The organism is Caproiciproducens sp. LBM24188 (assembly GCF_054130445.1).
On the sequence record NZ_CP196862.1, the window covers coordinates 1356558 to 1378662 of the forward strand.

General features: G+C 51.0%; 14 protein-coding genes, 1 pseudogene and 1 CRISPR repeat array. Of the genes and pseudogenes, 9 read left to right on the forward strand and 6 right to left on the reverse strand.

Going from position 1 to position 22105, the window contains the following annotated elements; genetic code table 11:
- Positions 1–324: 324 nt before the first annotated feature.
- The 9 genes and pseudogenes from cas3 (at position 325) to cas2 (ending at position 9732) form a co-directional block, all read left to right on the forward strand.
- Positions 325–2499: a CRISPR-associated helicase Cas3' gene (gene cas3 / locus ACSVDI_RS06465; RefSeq protein WP_457945473.1), complete on the forward strand. Its 2175-nt coding sequence runs from the start codon at positions 325–327 to the stop codon at positions 2497–2499.
- 73 nt (positions 2500–2572) lie between these two features.
- Positions 2573–3232: a type I-C CRISPR-associated protein Cas5c gene (cas5c, locus tag ACSVDI_RS06470; protein ID WP_457945474.1), complete on the forward strand. Its 660-nt coding sequence runs from the start codon at positions 2573–2575 to the stop codon at positions 3230–3232.
- Positions 3229–4629: a type I-C CRISPR-associated protein Cas8c/Csd1 gene (cas8c, locus tag ACSVDI_RS06475; protein WP_457945475.1), complete on the forward strand. Its 1401-nt coding sequence runs from the start codon at positions 3229–3231 to the stop codon at positions 4627–4629. The genes cas5c and cas8c overlap by 4 nt, the downstream gene beginning before the upstream one ends.
- Positions 4630–4724: 95 nt before the next feature.
- Entirely contained in the window at positions 4725–5999 is a 1275-nt protein-coding gene (locus ACSVDI_RS06480) for an IS110 family RNA-guided transposase (RefSeq protein WP_457942479.1), read from the forward strand.
- Between the two features lie 442 nt (positions 6000–6441).
- Positions 6442–6846 (forward strand): annotated as a pseudogene (locus ACSVDI_RS06485) (type I-C CRISPR-associated protein Cas8c/Csd1); the annotation flags it as partial.
- A 3-nt stretch (positions 6847–6849) separates the two neighbouring features.
- A complete protein-coding gene (gene cas7c, locus ACSVDI_RS06490) occupies positions 6850–7734 on the forward strand; it encodes a type I-C CRISPR-associated protein Cas7/Csd2 (RefSeq protein ID WP_457945476.1) in 885 nt (294 codons plus the stop codon).
- Between the two features lie 3 nt (positions 7735–7737).
- Positions 7738–8403, forward strand: coding sequence for a CRISPR-associated protein Cas4 (gene cas4 / locus ACSVDI_RS06495; RefSeq protein ID WP_457945477.1), 666 nt, complete (start codon positions 7738–7740; stop codon positions 8401–8403).
- Complete coding sequence (gene cas1c, locus ACSVDI_RS06500; protein WP_457945478.1) at positions 8400–9431, forward strand: type I-C CRISPR-associated endonuclease Cas1c; 1032 nt, start codon at positions 8400–8402, stop codon at positions 9429–9431. The genes cas4 and cas1c overlap by 4 nt, the downstream gene beginning before the upstream one ends.
- A gap of 10 nt (positions 9432–9441) precedes the next feature.
- Entirely contained in the window at positions 9442–9732 is a 291-nt protein-coding gene (gene cas2 / locus ACSVDI_RS06505; RefSeq protein ID WP_457945608.1) for a CRISPR-associated endonuclease Cas2, read from the forward strand.
- Positions 9733–9913: 181 nt separating this feature from the next.
- Positions 9914–13585: direct repeats of the CRISPR family, unit length 32 nt; unit sequence GTCGCTCCCCACGCGGGAGCGTGGATTGAAAT.
- 181 nt (positions 13586–13766) lie between these two features.
- Here the strand turns inward: cas2 and gatB are convergent.
- The 6 genes from gatB to pdxR all read right to left on the reverse strand — a co-directional run bounded on the left by gatB (position 13767) and on the right by pdxR (position 22026).
- Positions 13767–15185 (reverse strand): Asp-tRNA(Asn)/Glu-tRNA(Gln) amidotransferase subunit GatB, encoded by a 1419-nt coding sequence (gatB, locus tag ACSVDI_RS06510; RefSeq protein ID WP_457945479.1) that lies wholly within the window; start codon positions 15183–15185, stop codon positions 13767–13769.
- A 37-nt stretch (positions 15186–15222) separates the two neighbouring features.
- Entirely contained in the window at positions 15223–16686 is a 1464-nt protein-coding gene (gene gatA / locus ACSVDI_RS06515) for an Asp-tRNA(Asn)/Glu-tRNA(Gln) amidotransferase subunit GatA (RefSeq protein ID WP_457945480.1), read from the reverse strand.
- Between the two features lie 9 nt (positions 16687–16695).
- Positions 16696–16974 (reverse strand): Asp-tRNA(Asn)/Glu-tRNA(Gln) amidotransferase subunit GatC, encoded by a 279-nt coding sequence (gene gatC / locus ACSVDI_RS06520; RefSeq protein WP_457945482.1) that lies wholly within the window; start codon positions 16972–16974, stop codon positions 16696–16698.
- Between the two features lie 19 nt (positions 16975–16993).
- The gene (aspS, locus tag ACSVDI_RS06525; RefSeq protein ID WP_457945483.1) at positions 16994–18745 is read right to left on the reverse strand and encodes an aspartate--tRNA ligase; all 1752 of its coding nucleotides are present in this window, start codon (positions 18743–18745) and stop codon (positions 16994–16996) included.
- A gap of 469 nt (positions 18746–19214) precedes the next feature.
- Positions 19215–20432 carry a peptidase T gene (pepT, locus tag ACSVDI_RS06530; RefSeq protein WP_457945484.1) on the reverse strand — a complete coding sequence of 406 codons (1218 nt, stop codon included), beginning with the start codon at positions 20430–20432 and terminating at the stop codon, positions 19215–19217.
- Positions 20433–20637: 205 nt separating this feature from the next.
- Positions 20638–22026 carry a MocR-like pyridoxine biosynthesis transcription factor PdxR gene (gene pdxR / locus ACSVDI_RS06535; protein WP_457945485.1) on the reverse strand — a complete coding sequence of 463 codons (1389 nt, stop codon included), beginning with the start codon at positions 22024–22026 and terminating at the stop codon, positions 20638–20640.
- Between the last annotated feature and the right edge of the window lie 79 nt (positions 22027–22105).

The following is a 22105-nucleotide window of genomic DNA, read 5'->3' on the forward strand; positions in this document are numbered from 1 at the left end:
TATCGATTGCGATGAACCAGGTGTTTAAGGGGAATTCTTTTCTTACCACGATGTTGCCGCTTAGCTTTATATTATCATTTTTGGCAAACAATGCAATGAATTTTTACTAAAATGCTCTGCCTCAATATTCTGATATAGTTTATGATGGTCTCAATTTTATTTAAATTAGATAAAAATAATTAGGCAAAAATGTGTTGTAATTGGTTATATTTGGTAATATAATTTGCTTGTACGAATTATTCACTGAAACAGAACTGCATGATGAAAACTTCCGGGCAGCTGATTCCGCAGCAAGGAACATCGGCAGCTTTTTGGGGTTCCTATATGAATATAGCCCATATTACTGACGACCACAGAATACAAACCATCGAAGATCACCTTAACGGTACGGCCGAACGGGCCCAGCGGTTTGCAGATGCCTTTCAGGCCGGAGAATACGGCTACTGCATCGGCAAACTGCATGATGCCGGAAAATATTCCAAGGAGTTCCAGAATCATATTTTAAATGGAGGTCCAAAGGTGGACCACTCCACAGCAGGTGTCCAGGCGATTCTTCACGCGTCGGCAACCGGCGTCGGCCTCATAATGGCGTACTGCGCGGCAGGGCATCACGCCGGATTGCCCGATGGAGGCAGCAGTGCCGACTCCCGCGACGAGGCGACCCTTTTTGCTCGCATGAAACGCACCGTACCGGATTACACCCCATTTTACCAAGCCGTGAATCTGCCGGCAATTTTGCCGAAATCAGCGCCGCCTATCCGGATGCTGGGCAAGGGCGGTTTTACTGCGGCTTTCCTGATTCGGATGCTGTTTTCCTGTCTGGTTGACGCGGATTTTTTGGACACGGAAACTTTCGTTTCGGGTGGAACCGTTTCCCGCGGAGGTATGGATGCAATCCCGGTTTTACTGGAAAAGCTGTTAAAGCACCTTGCAAAATTCGGCTCGCCGACCAGCGCAATTAATGAAAAGCGTACCCAAATTTTGAATACCTGCCTGAAAAAAGCGACACAGCCCAAAGGACTGTATACCCTTACAGTTCCAACCGGCGGCGGAAAAACGCTTTCGTCGCTTGCGTTTGCACTGAAACACGCGGCAAATCATGGGATGAACCGGGTGATTTATGCCATTCCATATACCAGTATCATTGAGCAGAACGCCTCGGTTTTCCGTAATATTCTCGGGAGTCAAAACGTGCTGGAGCATCACAGCAATTTTACCTTTCCCGACTGTAAAGAGGAACAGGAAACAAAGGAGCAGGAAAAACTGAAACTGGCCGCTGAAAACTGGGATGCGCCGCTCATTGTAACGACAAATGTACAGTTTTTTGAATCCTTGTTCGCGAATAGATCTTCGCGGTGCAGGAAGCTACATAATATTGCGAACAGTGTCATTATTTTTGATGAGGCACAGATGATTCCGCGGGAATATTTGCTCCCTTGTATCCGTGCCATTTCGGAACTGGTCTGGAATTACGGCTGCACGGTCGTGCTTTGCAGTGCCACACAGCCCGCACTGCAAGCCCTGTTTCCGCCGGAAATCCAATGTGCCGAAATCTGCGAAAACGTCCCGGAAACGTATCAGTTTTCCCGCCGGACAACCATTGTGCAGGCAGGGGAGATGGACGACGCTTCGCTTGCAGAATCGATAAATTCCCAAAAGCAGGCACTTTGCATTGTAAACACGAAACAGCACGCACAAAACCTTTACGCTCTGCTGGAACCGAATGGTGTGTTTCATCTTTCCACCCTGATGGTTCCCTTTCACCGCAAGGAAATGCTGGAGCAAATTCGGGAACGGCTGAAAAACGGGGAACCGTGCCATGTGGTTTCCACCAGTCTGATTGAGGCGGGCGTGGATGTGGATTTCCCTAACGTGTACCGGGAAGAAGCCGGGCTGGATTCCGAAATCCAGGCGGCGGGGCGCTGTAACCGGGAAAACAAGCATTCCGCGCAGGAAAGCCGCGTCATCATTTTCAGCCCAGAGGAAAAATATCGCGGTCATTTGATGCCTTCGGTTCAGCTTCCCGTTGACCTTACCAGATCAATTGCGCGGAAATACACGGACATTTCGTCCCCTGAGGCCATTCGCTGTTACTTCGAAACGATGTACCATGTTTCCGGCGAACAGCTGGATCAAAAGCGAATTGTAGAAGCGCTGGAACAGGGAGCCTCAAATAATTTTAGTTTTCCTTTTGCCGAGGTTGCTAAAAAGTTCCGTCTGATTGAAACCGATACCAAACCGATTTTTATTCCCGTGTGGCCCGCGGCACAGGCATTGCTGCAAAAGCTGCGTGCTGGCGAAAGAAACCGTGAGCTTTTCCGGGAGGCAGGTCTTTACTGCGTGAATGCCTACCTTTCTCAGTTCGAATCTTTGTACAATGCCGGAAAGGTGGAGTTGCTCGACTGCGGACTTGCCGTACTCACCGACCCGGATGCGTACACGCAGGAAACCGGGCTTGCCCTTACCTTGGAGGATTCCGGTACCGCGTGGTTTGTATAACGGTGATCCTGATAACTTTTATATTTGATCGTAAACCATCATCATATAAAAATACTTTGAAAGGAGAGATTCTATGGGCTATGGAGTAAAGGTGGAACTCTGGGGTCCGCTGGCGCTTTTCTGCAGGCCGGAAATGAAAGCGGAACGCGTTTCCTACGACGTTCCTACCCCGTCCGCCGCACGTGGAATTTTGGAGGCCATTTATTGGAAACCTGAGATTCGCTACCGGATCGACCGCATCTACGTGTGTAATCCCATCCGCTTTACCAATCTGCGGCGAAACGAGGTTTCTGCAAAGCTGCATTGCAGCGACGGGCTGGATGCGTTAAACAAAGGAAAGGTGCTTGCCCTTTATACCCCGGCGGTTATTCAGCAGCGTGCCGCCATGCTGCTGCGTGACGTGCGGTATGTGATTGAAGCTCATTTCGAGCTGACTGGAAAAGGGGGCGAAAGGGATTCGGAGGAAAAGCATTATGCCATTCTGATGCGCAGGCTGAAAAACGGCCAATGCTTTAACCAGACATGTTTCGGATGCCGGGAATTCCCGGCGGCATTCCGCTTGTTTGAAAGCGAAACCGTTCCCACCGCCCCGGAGAACATGGGCGAAAAAGACTTGGGATATATGCTGTACGACATGGACTATTCCGATCCCGACAATATCCACCCAATGTTTTTCCGCGCCGTGATGCGCGATGGGTGTATCAACGTGGCAGGCAGCGAGGTGGTATCATGATACTGCAGGCGCTCACGCGGTACTATGAAATTCTTGCGGCGGACGGAAAACTGCCGAAGCCGGGTTATTCCCCTGCGAAGGTTTCGTTTGCGCTGAATCTTTCGCCCTCCGGCGAGCTGCTGGATATTTTTCCGCTGCGAAGGGAGGAACAGCGCGGCAAAAAAACAGTCGAAGTGCCGCAGGAAAAGGTTGTTCCGCAACCTGTTATTAAGTCTGTAAATATACTTGCAAATTTTCTCTGTGACAACTCCAGCTATTTCCTTGGGCTGGACAACAAGGGTAAACCGGAGCGTTCTCTTCTTTGCTTTGCCGCCAGCCGGGAACTGCACGAAAAAATCCTGCAGAGCGTGCACAGCCCCGCAGCGGACGCGGTACGCGGCTTTTTTCAATCCTGGAATCCCCGCAAAGCAGAGGAAAACGTCGCGTTTCGGGAGCACCGGGAGGAGATTCTCTCCGGAGGAAATCTTATCTTCCAGATTGACGGGGGTGAATATGCACAGGACGACCCTGCAATCAGCCATGCTTGGGACAGCTACCGTGCTTCCTCCGCAGAAAGCATACAGATGCCCTGCCTTGTAACCGGAAAGGACGAGCCCGTAGCCATTTTGCACGCAAAAATAAAGGGGATTCCCGGTGCACAGACGGCAGGGGCCAACCTGGTCAGTTTCAATGCTGAAGCGTATGAATCCTATGGTCGTGTCAAAGCACAGGGGCTGAACGCGCCGGTTGGGCAATACGCGGCATTTGCCTATGCGGCGGCGCTGAATTATTTGCTGTCCGACCGGGAACATCGCCTGACGCTGGGAGACACCACGGTGGTCTATTGGGCGGAAAGTTCAAACCCTGCCTGTCAAAATATTTTTACCGCCCTGTTAAGTCCGCAGAATGAAAACGACAACAAGCTTTTGGACAGCGTGATGAAGCGGATTGAGCAGGGAAAACCGATTTCCAACGAAATCGACCTTAAAACGCCGTTTTACATTCTCGGGCTGGCGCCGAATGCTGCCCGAATTTCTGTACGGTTTTTTTTACATGACAGCTTTGGAAATTTTGTAAAACAAATTAAACAGTATTACGAAGATCTTAAAATCGCGCATGCGCCGCAGGATTTTCCTTACCTTACGCCATATTGGCTTCTGCACGAAACGGTAAATCCGAACTCGAACGACAAGGCGGCTTCTCCACTGTTGAGTGGGGAGGTGATGCGCTCCATTTTGCTCGGACTGCCGTATCCGCAGTCGCTGCAAAGCACCGTTTTGCTGCGCATTCGCGCCGAACAGGATGACCCGAACCGGCATATTCAAAAAATCACCCGCGGCCGCGCGGCTATTTTGAAAGCCTTTCTTCTTCGGACGCAGAATCATGAAACATATAAGGAGCATTCCTGTAAGGAATAAAAATGAACTTTGAAAAAGAAGATGCCAACCTGTAGAATTTGATATGTGAGTTGCGTGACGGTAACCACAATCAAAAAATACAGGAGGCATCTAATATGAAGCGTACACAAAACGAGAAGATTTTGCAAATCAAATTTGAAACCCTTATCGTCGGAATAGACGTAGGAAAGGAAGCACACTATGCCAGAGCTTTTGATTTCAGAGGATTAGAACTAGCAAAGCTCCTCAGGTTCAGTAACACCAGACAAGGTTATGAGTCTCTTGAAAACTGGATGCAGGAAATTATGAGGGAGCATGGAAAAACCGAGGCGATTGTAGGTTTTGAGCCTACAGGGCACTACTGGTTCACGCTGGGGGATCACCTGCAAAGACAAGGCCATCGGCTCGGGATAGTGAATCCGTTTCACGTAAAGTGTACAAAAGAGTTGGATGATAACAGCCCAACCAAGAATGATCGGAAGGATCCGAAAACCATAGCCATGCTGGTGAAGGACGGGAGATTTCGGGAGGTATACATACCGGAAGATTTGTTCCAGGAACTCAGGGAAGCAGTAGCTGAGAGGGAACGGCTGTTGGAGCAGCTGACCATATTAAGTAATCAGGTATTACGCTGGCTGGACATCCGCTTTCCGGAATTCAGTGAAGTGTTCAAGGATTGGAACAGAGACGCTGCCTGGCTGACATTGAGACATCATTCGACACCCCAAAAAGTGGTAACAGCCGGGGTGGCAGGTCTAATGAAGACCTGGCGGCAGGAGATGAAACGGCCAAGCTTGAAAAGGGCTGAAAGATTGGTAAAGGCAGCTTCGGAGTCTATCGGCAGGACCGCTGGCTCAGAGGCGGCAGAAGCAGCATTGCAAAATATTTTGACACAATATGAGTTGATCGACCGGCAGAAGCAAGAAACTGAAATGCTTATGCAGGAGCTGTTGTTAAGGGTGCCAAATGCATCAAAACTTTTGGACATAAAAGGAATCGGGATGGTGACGGCGGCAGTCATCGTCAGCGAGATCGGAGACATCCACCGATTCCATGATCCTCGACAGATACAGAAAATGGCGGGCTTGAGCCTGAGAGAGAACAGTTCTGGTAAGCACAAGGGGAAAACCACTATCAGTAAGAGAGGAAGGAAGCGACTCCGTGAAGGGTTGTTCCGAGCGATCATTACCATGTTGGCAACGAATCAGGAATTCCGGGCGATCCACAGGAGGAACCTGACGCGGGAAAACAACCCGTTGACCAAGATGGAATCGGTCATAGCCCTGTGCGGGAAGTTAATTCGAGTTATATTTGCAATACTTACAAAAGGTAACGATTATGACGCAAAGAAAATGATGAACGATATGAACCGGTCGATGAAGGCGGCATAAGCCTCCTGAGACAAGCAAGGCAGCGGTATTTGAGGAAACTTGCCGGCCGCAGCAAGTGGAATCAGGTACAACGATTACAGCAATAGTGGGCACCAAATTGCACTTTGAAAAGGAAGAGCCGGGGCAGTCAAGTTGAATTTCACCTTTAGGGCATAGACCCAGTTTAGGAGCATGATTGACGTTCCACCTCCAGGATAAGCAGGACGAAGGAATTAGGCACATTCGATGCCGGAAGACATGGGAGGTTTGCTGCTTGGAGTTGATGTGGGATCCCGATGGCCGAGACAGATAAAACATATGCGGTTTTATTTGCTCTGCCTGAAACCACAAAACTACCAGCTAAATCGCAGTATCTGGAGTAAAGGCTCAACCAGATTAACATGAAAATCTATGAAAAATGAAGACAAATTAAGTATGAGAGACTTTATTAAGGGAGGTCTTAACCGTGTCTTTAAATGAAAACAGCGACAACCGCGCCTATGTGCTGGGCCGCTTGTTCGCGGTGCTGGAAAAAGCGCAGAAGGATGCCAACCCAGGCATCAATTCCACCATAAAGGACCGTTACTTTACCTCAGCGTGTGCCACACCCGCAAGTGTGTTCCCAACGCTTTTTAAGCTGTATGCCAATCATCTGGAAAAAATCCGCAAGATGGAAAACGGAACGAGAATTGCTATTTTTCATGATAAGTTGGTTACGGAGTTGATGGACAAGCTGAACGTGGACGAGCATCCTTTTCCAACCCATCTATTTTTGAACGATCAATCCATTTTTGTCCTTGGTTACTACCATCAGGTGCAAGCCTTTTTCACCCCAAAAGAGAAAAAACTGAATTCAGAGGAGGAATAAAAAATGGCAAATCCAATTCGAAACCGCTATGAATTTATAATTTTATTTGATGTGGAGAACGGCAATCCGAACGGTGACCCCGATGCGGGCAACATGCCGCGCATTGACCCCGAAACCGGCCTCGGCATTGTGACCGACGTCTGCCTGAAGCGCAAAATCCGCAATTACGTGGAAACTGTAAAGGAAGACCAGCCGGGCTATCGGATTTATATTAAAGATCAGATTCCCCTGAACACCAGCGACCGCAGCGCGTTTCAGGCTCTGCAGATCGACGAAAAGAAAATCAGTAAAAAAGATGACCCGGACATCGACCGGAAAATCCGGGACTATATGTGCAGCCAGTACTACGATATTCGTACGTTCGGTGCTGTAATGACCACCTTTGTCAAAGCGGCACTCAACTGCGGGCAGGTACGCGGCCCAGTGCAGATCGGCTTTGCCCGCAGTATTGACCCCATCGTCCCCCAGGAAATCACCATTACCCGTGTCGCGATTTCCACCGAAGAAGACGCCCAGAAGAAAAGCACCGAAATGGGACGCAAGCATATTGTCCCTTATGCGCTCTACCGGGCAGAGGGATTTGTTTCCGCCAATTTGGCGCGCCGCTTCACCGGCTTTTCAGAGGATGACCTTGCACTGCTGTGGCAGGCCATCATTAATATGTTCGAAAACGATCGTTCCGCCGCACGCGGAAAGATGGCTGTACGCGAGCTGATTGTATTCCGCCACGACAGCGAGCTGGGCAACGCTCCGGCCTATAAGCTGTTCGATACGGTGACCGTTAAGCGGAAGGATCCGTCCATTCCCGCACGGAGTTACTCTGACTACGCGGTGGAGGTACACACCGAATCTTTGCCGGGTGGTGTGACATGTTCCCGGATGGTCTGAACCATGGAATATGATGAAGAAGATTATTTGAACCTTGCGGGATTGCAGCATTTTGCTTTTTGCCGCCGTCAGTGGGCACTCATCCATATCGAACAGCAGTGGGCGGAAAATCTGCGCACTGCCGAAGGACAGATTCTACACGACAACGCACACGATCCCTTTTTCTCCGAAAAGCGCGGTGACCGGCTTATTTCACGCGCAATGGCGGTTGCCTCTAGCCGGTTGGGCGTGAACGGCGTGTGTGATGTGGTTGAATTTCATGCATCTTCCAAAGGGGTGGAACTTGCCGGGCGGGAAGGCAAATGGCTGCCGGTACCAGTGGAATATAAGCGTGGAATTCCCAAGGAAAATGACGCAGACCGCCTTCAATTGTGCTGCCAGGCCATGTGTTTGGAAGAAATGCTGCTGTGCCCCCGTATCCCAACCGCATATCTGTACTACGGTGAAACAGCACGAAGGACTGCTGTAACATTGGATGATGTTTTGCGTCAGAAAGTATGCGACATGCTCGCGGAGATGCATGATTTATACCGCAGGAGATATACGCCGCGTGTAAAGCCCTCCAAAAGCTGTAATGCCTGTTCGCTGAAAAATCTGTGTCTTCCCAAACTATACCGCGTAGGCTCTGCAGCGGAATACATTCGAAAAAGATTGGAGGAGACGGTGTGAGGATCCTCGGAAATACACTGTATGTTACAACGCCGGATGCTTACCTGTCGCTGGATGGAGAAAACATCGTGATTCAGAAAAACGGTGCAGAGCTGCGAAGAATCCCTTTGCACAACCTGGATGGGATTGTAGCATTCGGGTACACCGGGGCCAGTCCCGCCTTAATGGGAGCCTGCGCCGAGCGCGGCGTTGCGCTAACCTTTTTGACGATGCATGGGCGCTTTTTGGCGCGGGTATGCGGAACCGAGCGGGGAAATGTGCTGCTTCGGAAAGAGCAATACCGGGTATCCGACAGCAAAGAAAAGAGTGCAGCCATTGCCAGAGAGATGATTACGGGAAAATTGTTCAATTCTCGATGGGCTATTGAGCGTGCAGTTCGGGATTATGCCCTTCGGCTGGATACAGCAAAGCTGAAGCACGCCTCGGACGCTATTGCCGAATCCATTCACCGGCTTCAGAACGCTGGAACACTGGACGAAATCCGCGGAATAGAGGGGGAGGCCGCTACCTGCTACTTTTCCGTGCTGGATGACTTGATTTTGCAGCAAAAGGAGCAGTTCTTCTTTCAAAACCGGAACCGCCGCCCGCCGACGGATAACATGAATGCCCTGCTTTCTTTTGTCTATACTTTGCTTGCGCATGACACGGCGTCGGCGCTGGAAACGGTGGGGCTGGATCCCTATGTGGGATTCCTTCACCGTGACCGCCCCGGAAGGATTTCCCTCGCACTTGATTTGATGGAAGAATTTCGGACAGTGATTGCGGACCGTTTTGTTCTTACGCTAATCAACACCCGTCAAATTAACGGGGATGGTTTTCTGCAAAAAGAGGACGGAGCAGTATTAATGGATGATGCGACCCGCAAAAAAGTTCTTATGGCATGGCAGGAAAGAAAGCAGGAAAAAATTACGCATCCCATGCTTGGCGAAAAAATGGAATGGGGGTTGGTTCCTTATTCGCAGGCGTTGTTGTTGGCGCGATATCTGCGCGGTGATCTTGACGCGTATCCGCCTTTTTTATGGAAGTAGGTGAAGTGAAATACTGGTGTTAATTACTTACGATGTAAATACGGAAACTGCGGCAGGAAAGAAGCGGCTGCGTAAAGTGGCAAAAATCTGTGTCAATTATGGTCAGCGTGTGCAAAATTCGGTATTTGAATGTGTAATGGACTCTGCCCTTTGCTGTACGGTAAAGCACAAACTGGTACAGATGATTGATTCTGAAAAGGACAGCTTGAGGTTTTACTATTTGGGAGATCATTACAAAACAAAGGTGGAGCATTTTGGTGCGAAGCCGTCGTTTGACGTAGCAGATCCGCTGATTGTATGACGCATGAATTTGGTGCGAACCCTAAGTTCCCATGCTTTTCCCGTTTGGTTCGCACTAAAATTTTAAATTTATTTTTATATTTAGGAATAATATTTTACAAATTCTGCTTACCTCCTTGATTTAATTGGAATAGTACACAATTTTTTATTTTTTACTAAAGGTAGGTTAGGCAGTTTTTGCTGTCGCTCCCCACGCGGGAGCGTGGATTGAAATCGATGTGGTCAGTCAAAAACTGCTGTGCACCGGCGTCGCTCCCCACGCGGGAGCGTGGATTGAAATGTGTTGAATTTAGAGACACGACGGTCGCTTTTCGTCGCTCCCCACGCGGGAGCGTGGATTGAAATAATGCGGGACAAGCTCATTCAGAAAGGAATATTGTCGCTCCCCACGCGGGAGCGTGGATTGAAATCATCATCAGAAATAACAGCCATGTCATTTTCCAGTCGCTCCCCACGCGGGAGCGTGGATTGAAATTTAAAAATGGATTGATTCAAAATCGCTATTTTCGTTGTCGCTCCCCACGCGGGAGCGTGGATTGAAATTTATCTTTATTAAATTGTGGTTGGTCGTTGGTTGGTGTCGCTCCCCACGCGGGAGCGTGGATTGAAATTTTTTCTTTTCGAGCGATAATCATGTTGATCGCGTCGCTCCCCACGCGGGAGCGTGGATTGAAATGTCATAGTCAACTTGATACTGCGGAAAGTCCATAGTCGCTCCCCACGCGGGAGCGTGGATTGAAATATATGCTCACCTTCGGTACATAACATGGCACTTGATTGTCGCTCCCCACGCGGGAGCGTGGATTGAAATATCCAGCCATTAGAAAATATATCGAGCAATGGTACGTCGCTCCCCACGCGGGAGCGTGGATTGAAATGGTCATCGACAGTCTTGGCAGAACCCAACAAGCCGTCGCTCCCCACGCGGGAGCGTGGATTGAAATAGCAGGAACGCGCTCACGCAATGCTGATGAACGGTCGCTCCCCACGCGGGAGCGTGGATTGAAATTACATCGGAAAGGCAAAATTTACAAGAAAGGAATGTCGCTCCCCACGCGGGAGCGTGGATTGAAATATAGAAGGTACGGACTATTTTACCATCAATCTAAGTCGCTCCCCACGCGGGAGCGTGGATTGAAATGTATGCTTGAACAATGGACGGGTGAAATAATTGGTCGCTCCCCACGCGGGAGCGTGGATTGAAATCGTCTGGAATCTGGAATCGAAATCGTCCTGGAAGAGTCGCTCCCCACGCGGGAGCGTGGATTGAAATTTATATGAGCGCCCGGAAGGATTCAATCTGAACGGTCGCTCCCCACGCGGGAGCGTGGATTGAAATCGATATCGGTACCGGCGGAATTACGGGCAATAATGTCGCTCCCCACGCGGGAGCGTGGATTGAAATCCACACGGCAAGCTCCGTTAATTGGTCGTCAAGAGGTCGCTCCCCACGCGGGAGCGTGGATTGAAATTGGATATGCAAGCCGGTATTGCAATAATTCGCCGTCGCTCCCCACGCGGGAGCGTGGATTGAAATCATCCTGCCGAAACAAGCAGATCGAGTAAAACTGTGGTCGCTCCCCACGCGGGAGCGTGGATTGAAATACACCAAAATCATGGTAAAAGCCGCACGATGCAGTCGCTCCCCACGCGGGAGCGTGGATTGAAATCTGCAGTTCATTTTTCTTCCTTCCTTTTGGTACGTCGCTCCCCACGCGGGAGCGTGGATTGAAATATTCTGCACCGTTTTATCCTTACCGAGTTTGCCGAGTCGCTCCCCACGCGGGAGCGTGGATTGAAATGTCAGTCATCTTGCGCCACGATACCGCCTGCGCATGTCGCTCCCCACGCGGGAGCGTGGATTGAAATTTTTACACGTACCGCCATCCCCGACAACAAATGAAAGTCGCTCCCCACGCGGGAGCGTGGATTGAAATGGACTTGCCGCAGATCAAGCCGGACACGTTGCGGAGTCGCTCCCCACGCGGGAGCGTGGATTGAAATCGAAATTATCAAAGAACTCGGAGAAAAAACAGCCGGTCGCTCCCCACGCGGGAGCGTGGATTGAAATTGCCATTCTTCTGTATCCTGAAAATTATCAAACGGTCGCTCCCCACGCGGGAGCGTGGATTGAAATGACCTTTATGCCAATGGCTTTACGGTTAAACAAGTCGCTCCCCACGCGGGAGCGTGGATTGAAATACCTTTGAGCCAACCTTTAAGGAGGGTTTATTTGTCGCTCCCCACGCGGGAGCGTGGATTGAAATCTTCAGCACGTCGACCACGGATATCGCGTAGCTGGTCGCTCCCCACGCGGGAGCGTGGATTGAAATGCACGTTACGCAAGCAGAGCACAACGCTATAGCGTCGCTCCCCACGCGGGAGCGTGGATTGAAATATCCATACCCATTTCATTAGGACACGTGAGCGTTGTCGCTCCCCACGCGGGAGCGTGGATTGAAATCTTAGCGGCCTGAAAACGATCAGACCATTGTCCGAGTCGCTCCCCACGCGGGAGCGTGGATTGAAATCAGCTTGGAGGTACATTAGAATAACTACTGATGGAGTCGCTCCCCACGCGGGAGCGTGGATTGAAATATCACTCGGTTTTCCATCGAATAAAAGCTGTATGCGGTCGCTCCCCACGCGGGAGCGTGGATTGAAATATAATATAACTGCTCATCCCTTTAAAGAGATGGAGTCGCTCCCCACGCGGGAGCGTGGATTGAAATACTATGTTTTGTATGGAAGTTATCAACAAATACAAGTCGCTCCCCACGCGGGAGCGTGGATTGAAATGGCCGGTAGCCTGCCAGTATCATACAGACGTTTCAGGTCGCTCCCCACGCGGGAGCGTGGATTGAAATTTTTTTGTCTATCCATCCTGATCCGCTACAATCGTCGCTCCCCACGCGGGAGCGTGGATTGAAATATCCGTATGGTTGAGTAACTCTTGCACACGTTTGTCGCTCCCCACGCGGGAGCGTGGATTGAAATGACCCTAAACATATGCGCCGTCCGTTGCAAGTCCGTCGCTCCCCACGCGGGAGCGTGGATTGAAATGCCCTCCGTCAAGCCCTGCGCGTAATCCGGCAAGTCGCTCCCCACGCGGGAGCGTGGATTGAAATGATTGCAATTTTTTTGGTTTTGACCGTCAGTCTTGTCGCTCCCCACGCGGGAGCGTGGATTGAAATAAAACGATTTGGGACTTGGTTGTTGGCATTCTCAGTCGCTCCCCACGCGGGAGCGTGGATTGAAATTTTGTTACCATCCAGATATTGATTATATAGATCTTGTCGCTCCCCACGCGGGAGCGTGGATTGAAATGGATTAGCTGCGAAAGGGTATCCGGTACGCTGCTGTCGCTCCCCACGCGGGAGCGTGGATTGAAATCCCAGCACTCAAACGACACAATATCGCCCAAGTGTCGCTCCCCACGCGGGAGCGTGGATTGAAATGTTGTGCCGGTTGTGCTACCTGCAACAGAAGATGTCGCTCCCCACGCGGGAGCGTGGATTGAAATCGATGAGGCAACTGCTCAGAACAGTACAGAAAGGGTCGCTCCCCACGCGGGAGCGTGGATTGAAATGGCTACCGTTGCGCGCTGTAGGCTTGCAGGGTAGTCGCTCCCCACGCGGGAGCGTGGATTGAAATTGGGCGTTATCGAGGGCAACGCCTATGCCCTTATGTCGCTCCCCACGCGGGAGCGTGGATTGAAATAAATCAATGTGTAGATATCGGTTTGTGATAATCTGTCGCTCCCCACGCGGGAGCGTGGATTGAAATTCTTTTGGTGCATTAAATACCATCCAATCTGTAATGGTCGCTCCCCACGCGGGAGCGTGGATTGAAATAACGGGATTAAAGACATATTAGGTGCGGACGAAGTCGCTCCCCACGCGGGAGCGCTAAGAAAATCGTATCGATAGTACGTGACTTCGAACAACGAAGAAAGGCAATATCATAAAAACAAGGACTGCTGCAAATTGCCTTGCAGCAGTCCTTTGTTTTTATATTGGAATGTTTTTAGAGCTTTTATTTTTGAATAAGCTGAATCAAAATCTGCTCTGCTTTCACGGCGTCGGCACGGCCCCGGGTGGCTTTCATCACAGCCCCCAAAATTGCCTTGAGCGCTTTTTCCTTGCCGTTTTGGAAATCCGCTACCGCGGCGGGATTGTCCGCTACAGCCTTCGCACAGGCTTCCCGCAGGGCATTGTCGTCCAGACCGGCCAAATCGCTTTCCGTCAGGAAAGCGTCCGCGGATTTTCCGGTATCCAGCATTTTTTCCAGCGTGGATTTCATCAGGTTGTTTCGAATTTTCCCAGCGTCCAACAGGAGTACCAGCTCTTTTAGCTGCTTCGGCGTAATGGCAACCTCGAACGATTCCTTGGCCGCGTCGGTGTCCATGCGGCTGAACATCTGCCCAATGATGCAGTTTGCAACAACCTTCGGATTCTTTACGCCATCGCAGGCTTCTTCAAAGAATTCCGCAATTCTGCGGTATTTGGAGAGCTGCAGCGCGTCCGCCTCGGGCAGGCACAACTCGCTGATATAACGCTGCATTTTTTCACGCGGAAGCTCCGGCACGCGCGCTTTTAACCGCGCAATTTCCTCTTCGGAAACGTTGATGGTAACTAAATCGGGTTCACGGAAGTAGCGGTAGTCGTTTGCGTCTTCTTTGCCGCGCATGCTTTCGGTGCAGTCGTCTTCTTCATTGTAACGGCGGGTTTCTTGAATCACTTCCTCGCCGCTTTCCAACAGGTCAATCTGGCGGTTGATTTCGTAATCCATCGCTTTGGTCATATGCGTAAAGGAGTTCATATTTTTGATTTCTGTACGAGTGCCGAGTGTTTCCGTGCCTTTCGGCCGCACAGAAATGTTCACGTCACAGCGCAGGGAACCTTCCTGCATTTTGCAGTCGGAAACGCCGATGTAGCGCATAATCATCTGAAGCTGCTCCAGATATTCCTTTGCTTCGTCAATGCTGCGAATATCCGGTTCCGAAACGATTTCAATCAGCGGAACGCCGCCGCGGTTGTAGTCGACGAATACATTGCCACGCTGATGCACCAGCTTGCCCGCATCCTCTTCAATATGAATGCGGGTAATGCGGATTTTCCGTCCGTTGGAAAGCTCAATATAGCCGTTTTTGCATAGTGGCATATCATACTGGGATATCTGATAAGCCTTTGGCAGGTCGGGGTAGACATAGTTTTTGCGGTCCATTTTCGAAATATGGCTGATTTCGCAGTGGGTGGCAAGGCCTGCCATAATGGCGTAGTCCACAACGGTTCGGTTCAGCTTTGGCAGTGTTCCGGGAAGCCCGATGCACACAGGGCAGCAGTGGGTGTTGGGTTCGCCGCCGAATTCCGTGGTGCAGGAGCAGAAAATTTTTGTTTTGGTGGAAAGTTCAACATGCGTTTCAAGGCCGCAGACCAGTTCGTATTGTTTCATGCCCATAACCATCCTTTCTCTCTCCGCCTGAACCGTTTCAGACGGATACTCCCATATCTGCAGTGCGGAAAACATGTTCCCCGACGGCGGTTTCATATTGATACGCCGCGTTGAGGATGGTTCCCTCGCAGAAGCGGTTGCCGATCAGCTGCATGCCAATGGGCAGTCCGGCGGCATCGGAACCGCAGGGGATGGAAACGGCGGGCAGACCAGCAATGTTCACCGGAACGGTGCAAATATCGGTTAGGTAGGTTTCGACCGGGTCCTGCGCGGTAAAATTCTGCGGAAATGCAGTCATGGGAACGGTGGGGGCGAGCAGCACATCGCATTTTTGAAACGCGTCTTCAAATGCGTGAACCAATGTACCGCGCAGGTTCTGCGCCTTTTTATAGTAGGCGTCGTAATAGCCGGAACTTAACACATAAGTTCCAAGCAGAATCCGGCGTTTGACTTCTTCGCCGAAGCCTTCGCTGCGCGTTTTGCAAACCATTTCGTTGCGGTCGGCGTAATGGTCGGTGCGGTAGCCGTAGCGGATGCCGTCATACCGGCCTAGATTGGAGGAAGCCTCTGCACAGGCCAGAATGTAATAAACCGGCAGGCTGTATTTTAGGGATGGCATATCGAAATGGACGATTTCTGCGCCGAGCGATTCATAGACTCGTATTGCTTCTTCCACCGCCGTGCGTACGTCATCGCGGATGCCCTCAAAATATTCTTTTGCAATGCCGATTTTCATTCCTTTGATGGGGTTGACTAGGGACTGCGCGGTCGGCGCACCCTTTCTTCCACTAGAGGTGGAATCCCGTTCGTCGTAAAGCGAGATCGCGTCGTAAACCAGGGCGGCATCCTCCACAGTGGAGGTAATCGGGCCAATCTGGTCAAAGCTGGAAGCGTAAGCAATCAACCCGTAGCGGGAAACCGCGCCGTAAGTCGGCTTTAAGCCGACCAAGCCGCAGAAGCTGGCCGGCTGGCGGATGGAACCGCCTGTGTCGGAACCGAGACCATAAACGGCCAGGTTGCCCCCAACGGCAGAAGCGACCCCGCCGGAGCTTCCGCCCGCCACATGGGCAAGGTTATGCGGGTTTTTCGCGCCGCCAAAGCACGAGGTTTCACAGGAAGACCCCATGGCAAATTCATCCATGTTGGTTTTGCCCAGCAGAACGGCGTTCTGCTTTTGCAGAATTTCCCATACCGTCGCGTCGTAAATGGGAACGTAGCCCTTCAAAATTTTGGAGCAGCAGGTGGTTTCAATGCCTTTGGTGGAAATATTGTCCTTTAATGTCATTGGAATGCCTTCCAGGGGAAAAAGGGCTTCCCCCGCGGCAATTTTTTGATCAACGGCCTTCGCGGCTTGCAGCGCCGCGTCTGGCGTACGTTTTACATAAGCGTTCAGCTTGCCGTCGTCGCGTTCCATGGCGGCAAGATATTGTTGGGTCAGTTCCGTACAGCTGATTTCTTTGGAAGCCAGCATTCGGCTGATTTTTTTAATTTTTCCTTCCATAGCGGCCTCCTATACGCGCTTTTTAACCAGGAAATATCCATCTTCCTGATTTGGCGCGTTTTTTAGAATTTCTTCCTGGTCATAGGAAGGCACAACCGTGTCTTCACGGAATGCGTTGGAAAGGTTGTTGATATTGTCAAAGTCGGAAGCATCGGGGCTGACGGCATTAATCGTGTCGGCAAATCCGATGATTTCGCTCATATCTTTTGTCAGGCGGTCCAGCTCATCGTCGCTGACCGAAAGTTTGGCCAGCCGGGCGATTTTGCGTATTTCCTCATAGGTGACCACGAAAAGCCCTCCTTGCGGTTTATTTTCTCAGTTTAATGTGCACTTCGCGCAGCTGCTGCTCGGTGACCTCGTTCGGTGCGCCCATCAGCACATCCTGTGCATTGGAGTTCATCGGGAATGCGATGACCTCGCGGATATTTTCTTCGCCGGTCAGCAGCATAATCATACGGTCCACGCCGGGGGCCATGCCGGCATGCGGCGGGGCTCCGTACTGGAACGCGTGGTACAACGAGGTAAACTTTGATTGGATGTCCTCTTCGGTATATCCGGCAATTTCAAACGCCTTTTTCATGATTTCAATGTCATGGTTGCGCACCGCACCGGAGGAAAGCTCCACGCCGTTGCAGACAATATCGTACTGGTACGCCAGCACTTCGTCGGGGCGTTTGTTCTGCAGCGCGTCCATTCCGCCCTGCGGCATGGAAAATGGGTTGTGCGTAAAGGCGTAATTGCCGGTTTCCTCGTCGATTTCGTACATGGGGAAGTCAACGATAAAGCACATTTTATAGGAATTTTCGTCAATTAAATTCAGCCTGCGGCCCAGCTCGGTGCGGATTTGGCCGGCCAGTTTGGGCGCGGTTTCCCGGTCGTCGGCTATAAAGAAGATGACGCAGCCGGGTTTCAAGCCGGAACGGCGGATGAGCTCCGCGCGGTCCTCTTCGGAAAGGTATTTGTTAATCGGCCCTTTGTATTCGTTGTCCGCGGTGACACTAATGTACCCCAAGCCTTTCATGCCGATGGATTCCGCGAATTTCAGCATGGATTCAAAGAAGCTCTTTGGCTGGCTTACACAATCCGGCACGTTAATGGCGCGCACGGTTTTGCCTTTAAACGGTTTGAAATCCGTTTCCACAAACAGGTCGGAAATATCGATGATTTCCAGCGGATTGCGCAGGTCGGGTTTATCCGTTCCGTATTTCAGCATGGATTCCGCATAAGGAATCCGCACAAACGGAGGCTTGGAAACCTCCTTGTCCGAAAACTGTGCGAAGGTTTTGCTCAGCACTTCCTCGGCAACGGCAAATACATCCTCCTGCGTGGCGAATGCCATTTCAAAATCAAGCTGATAGAATTCGCCGGGGGAACGGTCGGCGCGTGCATCCTCATCGCGGAAGCACGGCGCAATCTGGAAATAACGGTCAAAGCCCGAAACCATTAAAAGCTGCTTAAAAATCTGCGGAGCCTGCGGCAGCGCATAAAATTTGCCCTGATGGCGGCGGCTTGGAATCAGGTAATCGCGTGCCCCTTCCGGCGACGATGCGGAAAGAATTGGGGTCTGGATTTCCAGAAAACCCAGTTCCGTCATGGTCTGGCGCAGGAAAGAGATCACCTTAGAGCGCAGCACAATATTATTGTGCACCTGTGGGTTGCGCAAATCGAGGTAACGGTATTTCAAACGGACGTCCTCCTTGGTTTCGCGGGAGGATCCTACTTCAAAAGGCAGATTGGAAAGCGCTTTGCCAAGCACCGTCAAGGTCTCTACCTTAACCTCGACGGTGCCGGTATTTATTTTGGGGTTAATTGTGTCTTCGTCGCGCAGAATCACGACGCCGGAAGCGGTTATGGTACTTTCTCTTGTTACGTTATTCAGCAGAGCTTCATTATGAATTACAAGCTGAACTACGCCGTAGTGGTCGCGCAGGTCGACGAACTGAACGCCGCCGTGATCGCGGATGCTTTCAACCCAGCCTGCGACGCGTACTTCCTTACCAATGTCGTTTTCGCTGATTTCACCGCACACATGGGTGCGATACTGATTGATACGAATCATTTTCCACTTAACCCCTTTAATCGCTTTCTTTTTTTGCCAATTACGGTCAAAGCCTATGGCTGCCCACAGGACGGTTCCCTATGGGTGGTCATTGACTTTAGAACCGGTTCCCGGAAGACCGGCTTGAAATTCAAGCCATCTGCTTGGTCATGACGGAAACGGCAGAAAAGCTGCCTGAAAGCACAAAATCGAACCGGCCGCACGCTTGGAAGAGATGCAAAATACCGAAATCTAATGGGATTTCAACGAAACAAATGCATCGGTTCCCGCATTTTGCGGCACGCTGTCGTAATTTGGCCAACAAGGCCGCCTTTAAAGAATTATTATAACATAATATGCATAGCGTTACAACACAACTTGCAAATTTACATTAAAATTTTAATCTGTTACATCGATAAAGTCCACTCTTAGTGGAGAAAAGAGACTTCGGTTTTCTGAACTTTTTGGGCGGGAAAGATATGTTTTTAAATCAGGATACTTTCATCAGGTTGATCAGAACCTCCACCATACGGTCCATGGACTGAACGGGGATGTATTCAAACCGGCCGTGGTAATTGTGACCGCCCGTGGAGAGATTTGGGCAGGGAAGGCCCATGAAGGACAGGCGCGCTCCGTCGGTTCCGCCGCGTATGGCAACGATTTTCGGCGTGACGCCCGCGTCGGTCATCGCCTGTTTTGCCCGGTCGATTAAAAACATATGCGGTTCGATTTTTTCTTTCATATTATAGTAGGAATCACACAGCGTCAGTTCAATGGTGCCTTCGCCGTATTTTTCATTCAGATAATCCGCAATTTTTGCAAACCGTGCTTTCTTTGCCTCAAACTGGGCACGGTTATGGTCGCGGATGATATAGCGCAGTGTGGCGAGCTCTTCCTCTCCCTCCATGTGCGAAAGATGATGGAACCCCTCGTAACCTTCCGTGCAGGCGGGGATTTCGTTCGGAGGTAACATGGAGTTGAATTCTATCGCCATCAACAGTGCGTTCTTCATCTTATTTTTTGCTTCGCCGGGGTGAATGTTCACGCCGTGAACCGTTACGGTTGCCGCCGCCGCGTTGAAATTCTCGTATTCTATTTCCCCAAGTTTTCCGCCATCCACCGTGTAGGCGAACTGCGCGCCGAAATTTTTCACGTCGAACCGGTCAGCGCCGCGTCCGATTTCCTCATCCGGCGTAAAGGCGACGGGAATCCTGCCGTGCGGAATGGATTCCTGATTCAGCCGTTCCACAGCGGTCAGAATTTCTGCAATGCCGGCTTTGTCGTCCGCGCCCAGCAGGGTAGTGCCGTCGGTTACAATCAGATCCTGACCGACGTAATCGGAAAGATGCGCGTACTGCTTCGGGCTTAAGACAATGTTTTTTTCCTGGTTCAGCACAATATCTCCGCCGTCGTAGTTTGAAACGATGTGCGGATGCACGTTTTCCCCGCTGGCGGAAGAGCTGGTGTCCATGTGGGCAATCAGGCCAATGACGGGTACTTCCTTTTCGGTATTTGCGGGGAGCGTACCGTAAACATAACCAAAGTCGTCCATGTGGGCGTCTTCCATGCCGAGGCGTTTCATTTCTTCTACCAGCGCCTGGGCAAGAATTTTCTGGTTTTCGGTGCTGGGGCATACGGCTTCGTCCGCCGCTTCATCGGAAGTGGTGTTGTATGCAACATAATTGAAAAGTCGTTCGTAGGCTCTCATTTTTTTTACTCCTTTATCCTTATATAAATGTATCAATGGTAAAAATGGTTCGCTTTTTCCCATTTTACTACTTTATGGGAAAGATAACAATAGAAGGCGAGGGAGGGAGAATACCGACAGTAGCAAGGTAACCGATAAGGAAAGCAAATCGAAAGCGGCTAAGGTCAGAAGATTCGCAGCTTTGAATTGCTGCCTTAAGTCGGGATTAGTGGTTTCCAGAAACCACATCGCCCCAGGCTTCTTTCAAACGCTGAACCGCCGGTTCTATGTCGTTCAGCGGGATTCCGGCAAAGCCGAGGACAACCCCCGAAGAAACGCCTTTTTCTGGCATGACGCGCACGCCGTTTCGCGCGGCAATTTCACAGAGTGTGCTTCCTGGCAAAGATGTGTGAAGGCGAAGGTTTACACACAGAGGGGTTTCCTGAAGAAGAATCTCCGTGTGGCTGCCAAACGCGTTTTTCAGCGCCTGAATCAGCGCGAAGCTTTTAGCCGCGTAACGCTTGCGCAGACGGCGGAGCTGCCGTTCCAACTGCCCTTCCCGAATGTAGCGGCTCAGTGCGAGCTGCTCCGTTTTGGAAGCGGTTTGATTGTAACGCGCCACGCGAGTTTGGTACAGTTCCAGGAGCCGTTCCGGCAGAACCATGTAGCCAATGCGTACAGAGGGAAGCAGCAGCTTGGAAAAGGAACCAATATAAACGACCGTCTGAGCGCGGTCCATTCCCTGCATGGCGGGAATGGGGCGGGCGTTGTAACGCAGTTCGCCGTTGTAGTCGTCCTCCACCAAAATCCCGCCGGTTTCCCGCGCCCAGTCCAACAGTTCGTACCGCCGGCTGACGGGGATGCCTGTTCCGGTTTGTATGCGGTTGGAAGGGCTGACGAACACCTGCTTCACACCGCTTTCGCGCAGAGCGTCCATGCGGATGCCGGAATCGTCCGCAGGCAGGCGGAGCACCTGCAGGCCGCAGTCAGAAAATATCTGCTCCGCCTGCAGAAAACCCGGTTCCTCCAGCGCAATCCGTTCGTCCGCCCCCCTGAGCAGGCCACACAGAATCGACAGCAGCGGCTGCGTGCCCGCGCCGATGACGATCTGTTCCGGCGAGGCAATCACACCGCGCGCTCCATAACTGTAGGCGGAAAGTGCCTCACGCAGTTCCCATTCTCCCTGATGGTCGCCGTAGGAGGCGATGACTTCCTGCCGATTTAGGACTTCGCGGATGTGCCGCTGCCAGATTTTTAGATCGATATAGGAGGTGTCCACGCAGTCACTACCAAAATTGTAGCGAATTTTCTGCGCCTGTTCTGGCCTGCGGATGGCCGCGGGACGAAGGGGCAATGCTTCGCTTTTTGGCGCAGAAAGGACAAAGTACCCCCTCTGCGGGCGGGCGGTAAGGTACCCCTCCACGCAAAGCTGCTGATAGGCCGCTTCCACCGTGGTGCAACTCAGCTTTAAGTCCCCCGCCAGCTTTCGGATGGAGGGAAGCTTTTCTCCCTTGGCAAGGTGTCCCGCCTCAATGGCGTTTTTTACGGCAAGGTAAAGCTGCTGATAGAGTGGTACGCTAGAACCGGTGTCCAGCAAAATATAGTCATAGGTCATTGGTTATAGATTCCTCCATGCTAAAAACTGTACTGATTAAATTTTTATAAACTGTGTATTTTAATAGAAACAGTTTTAC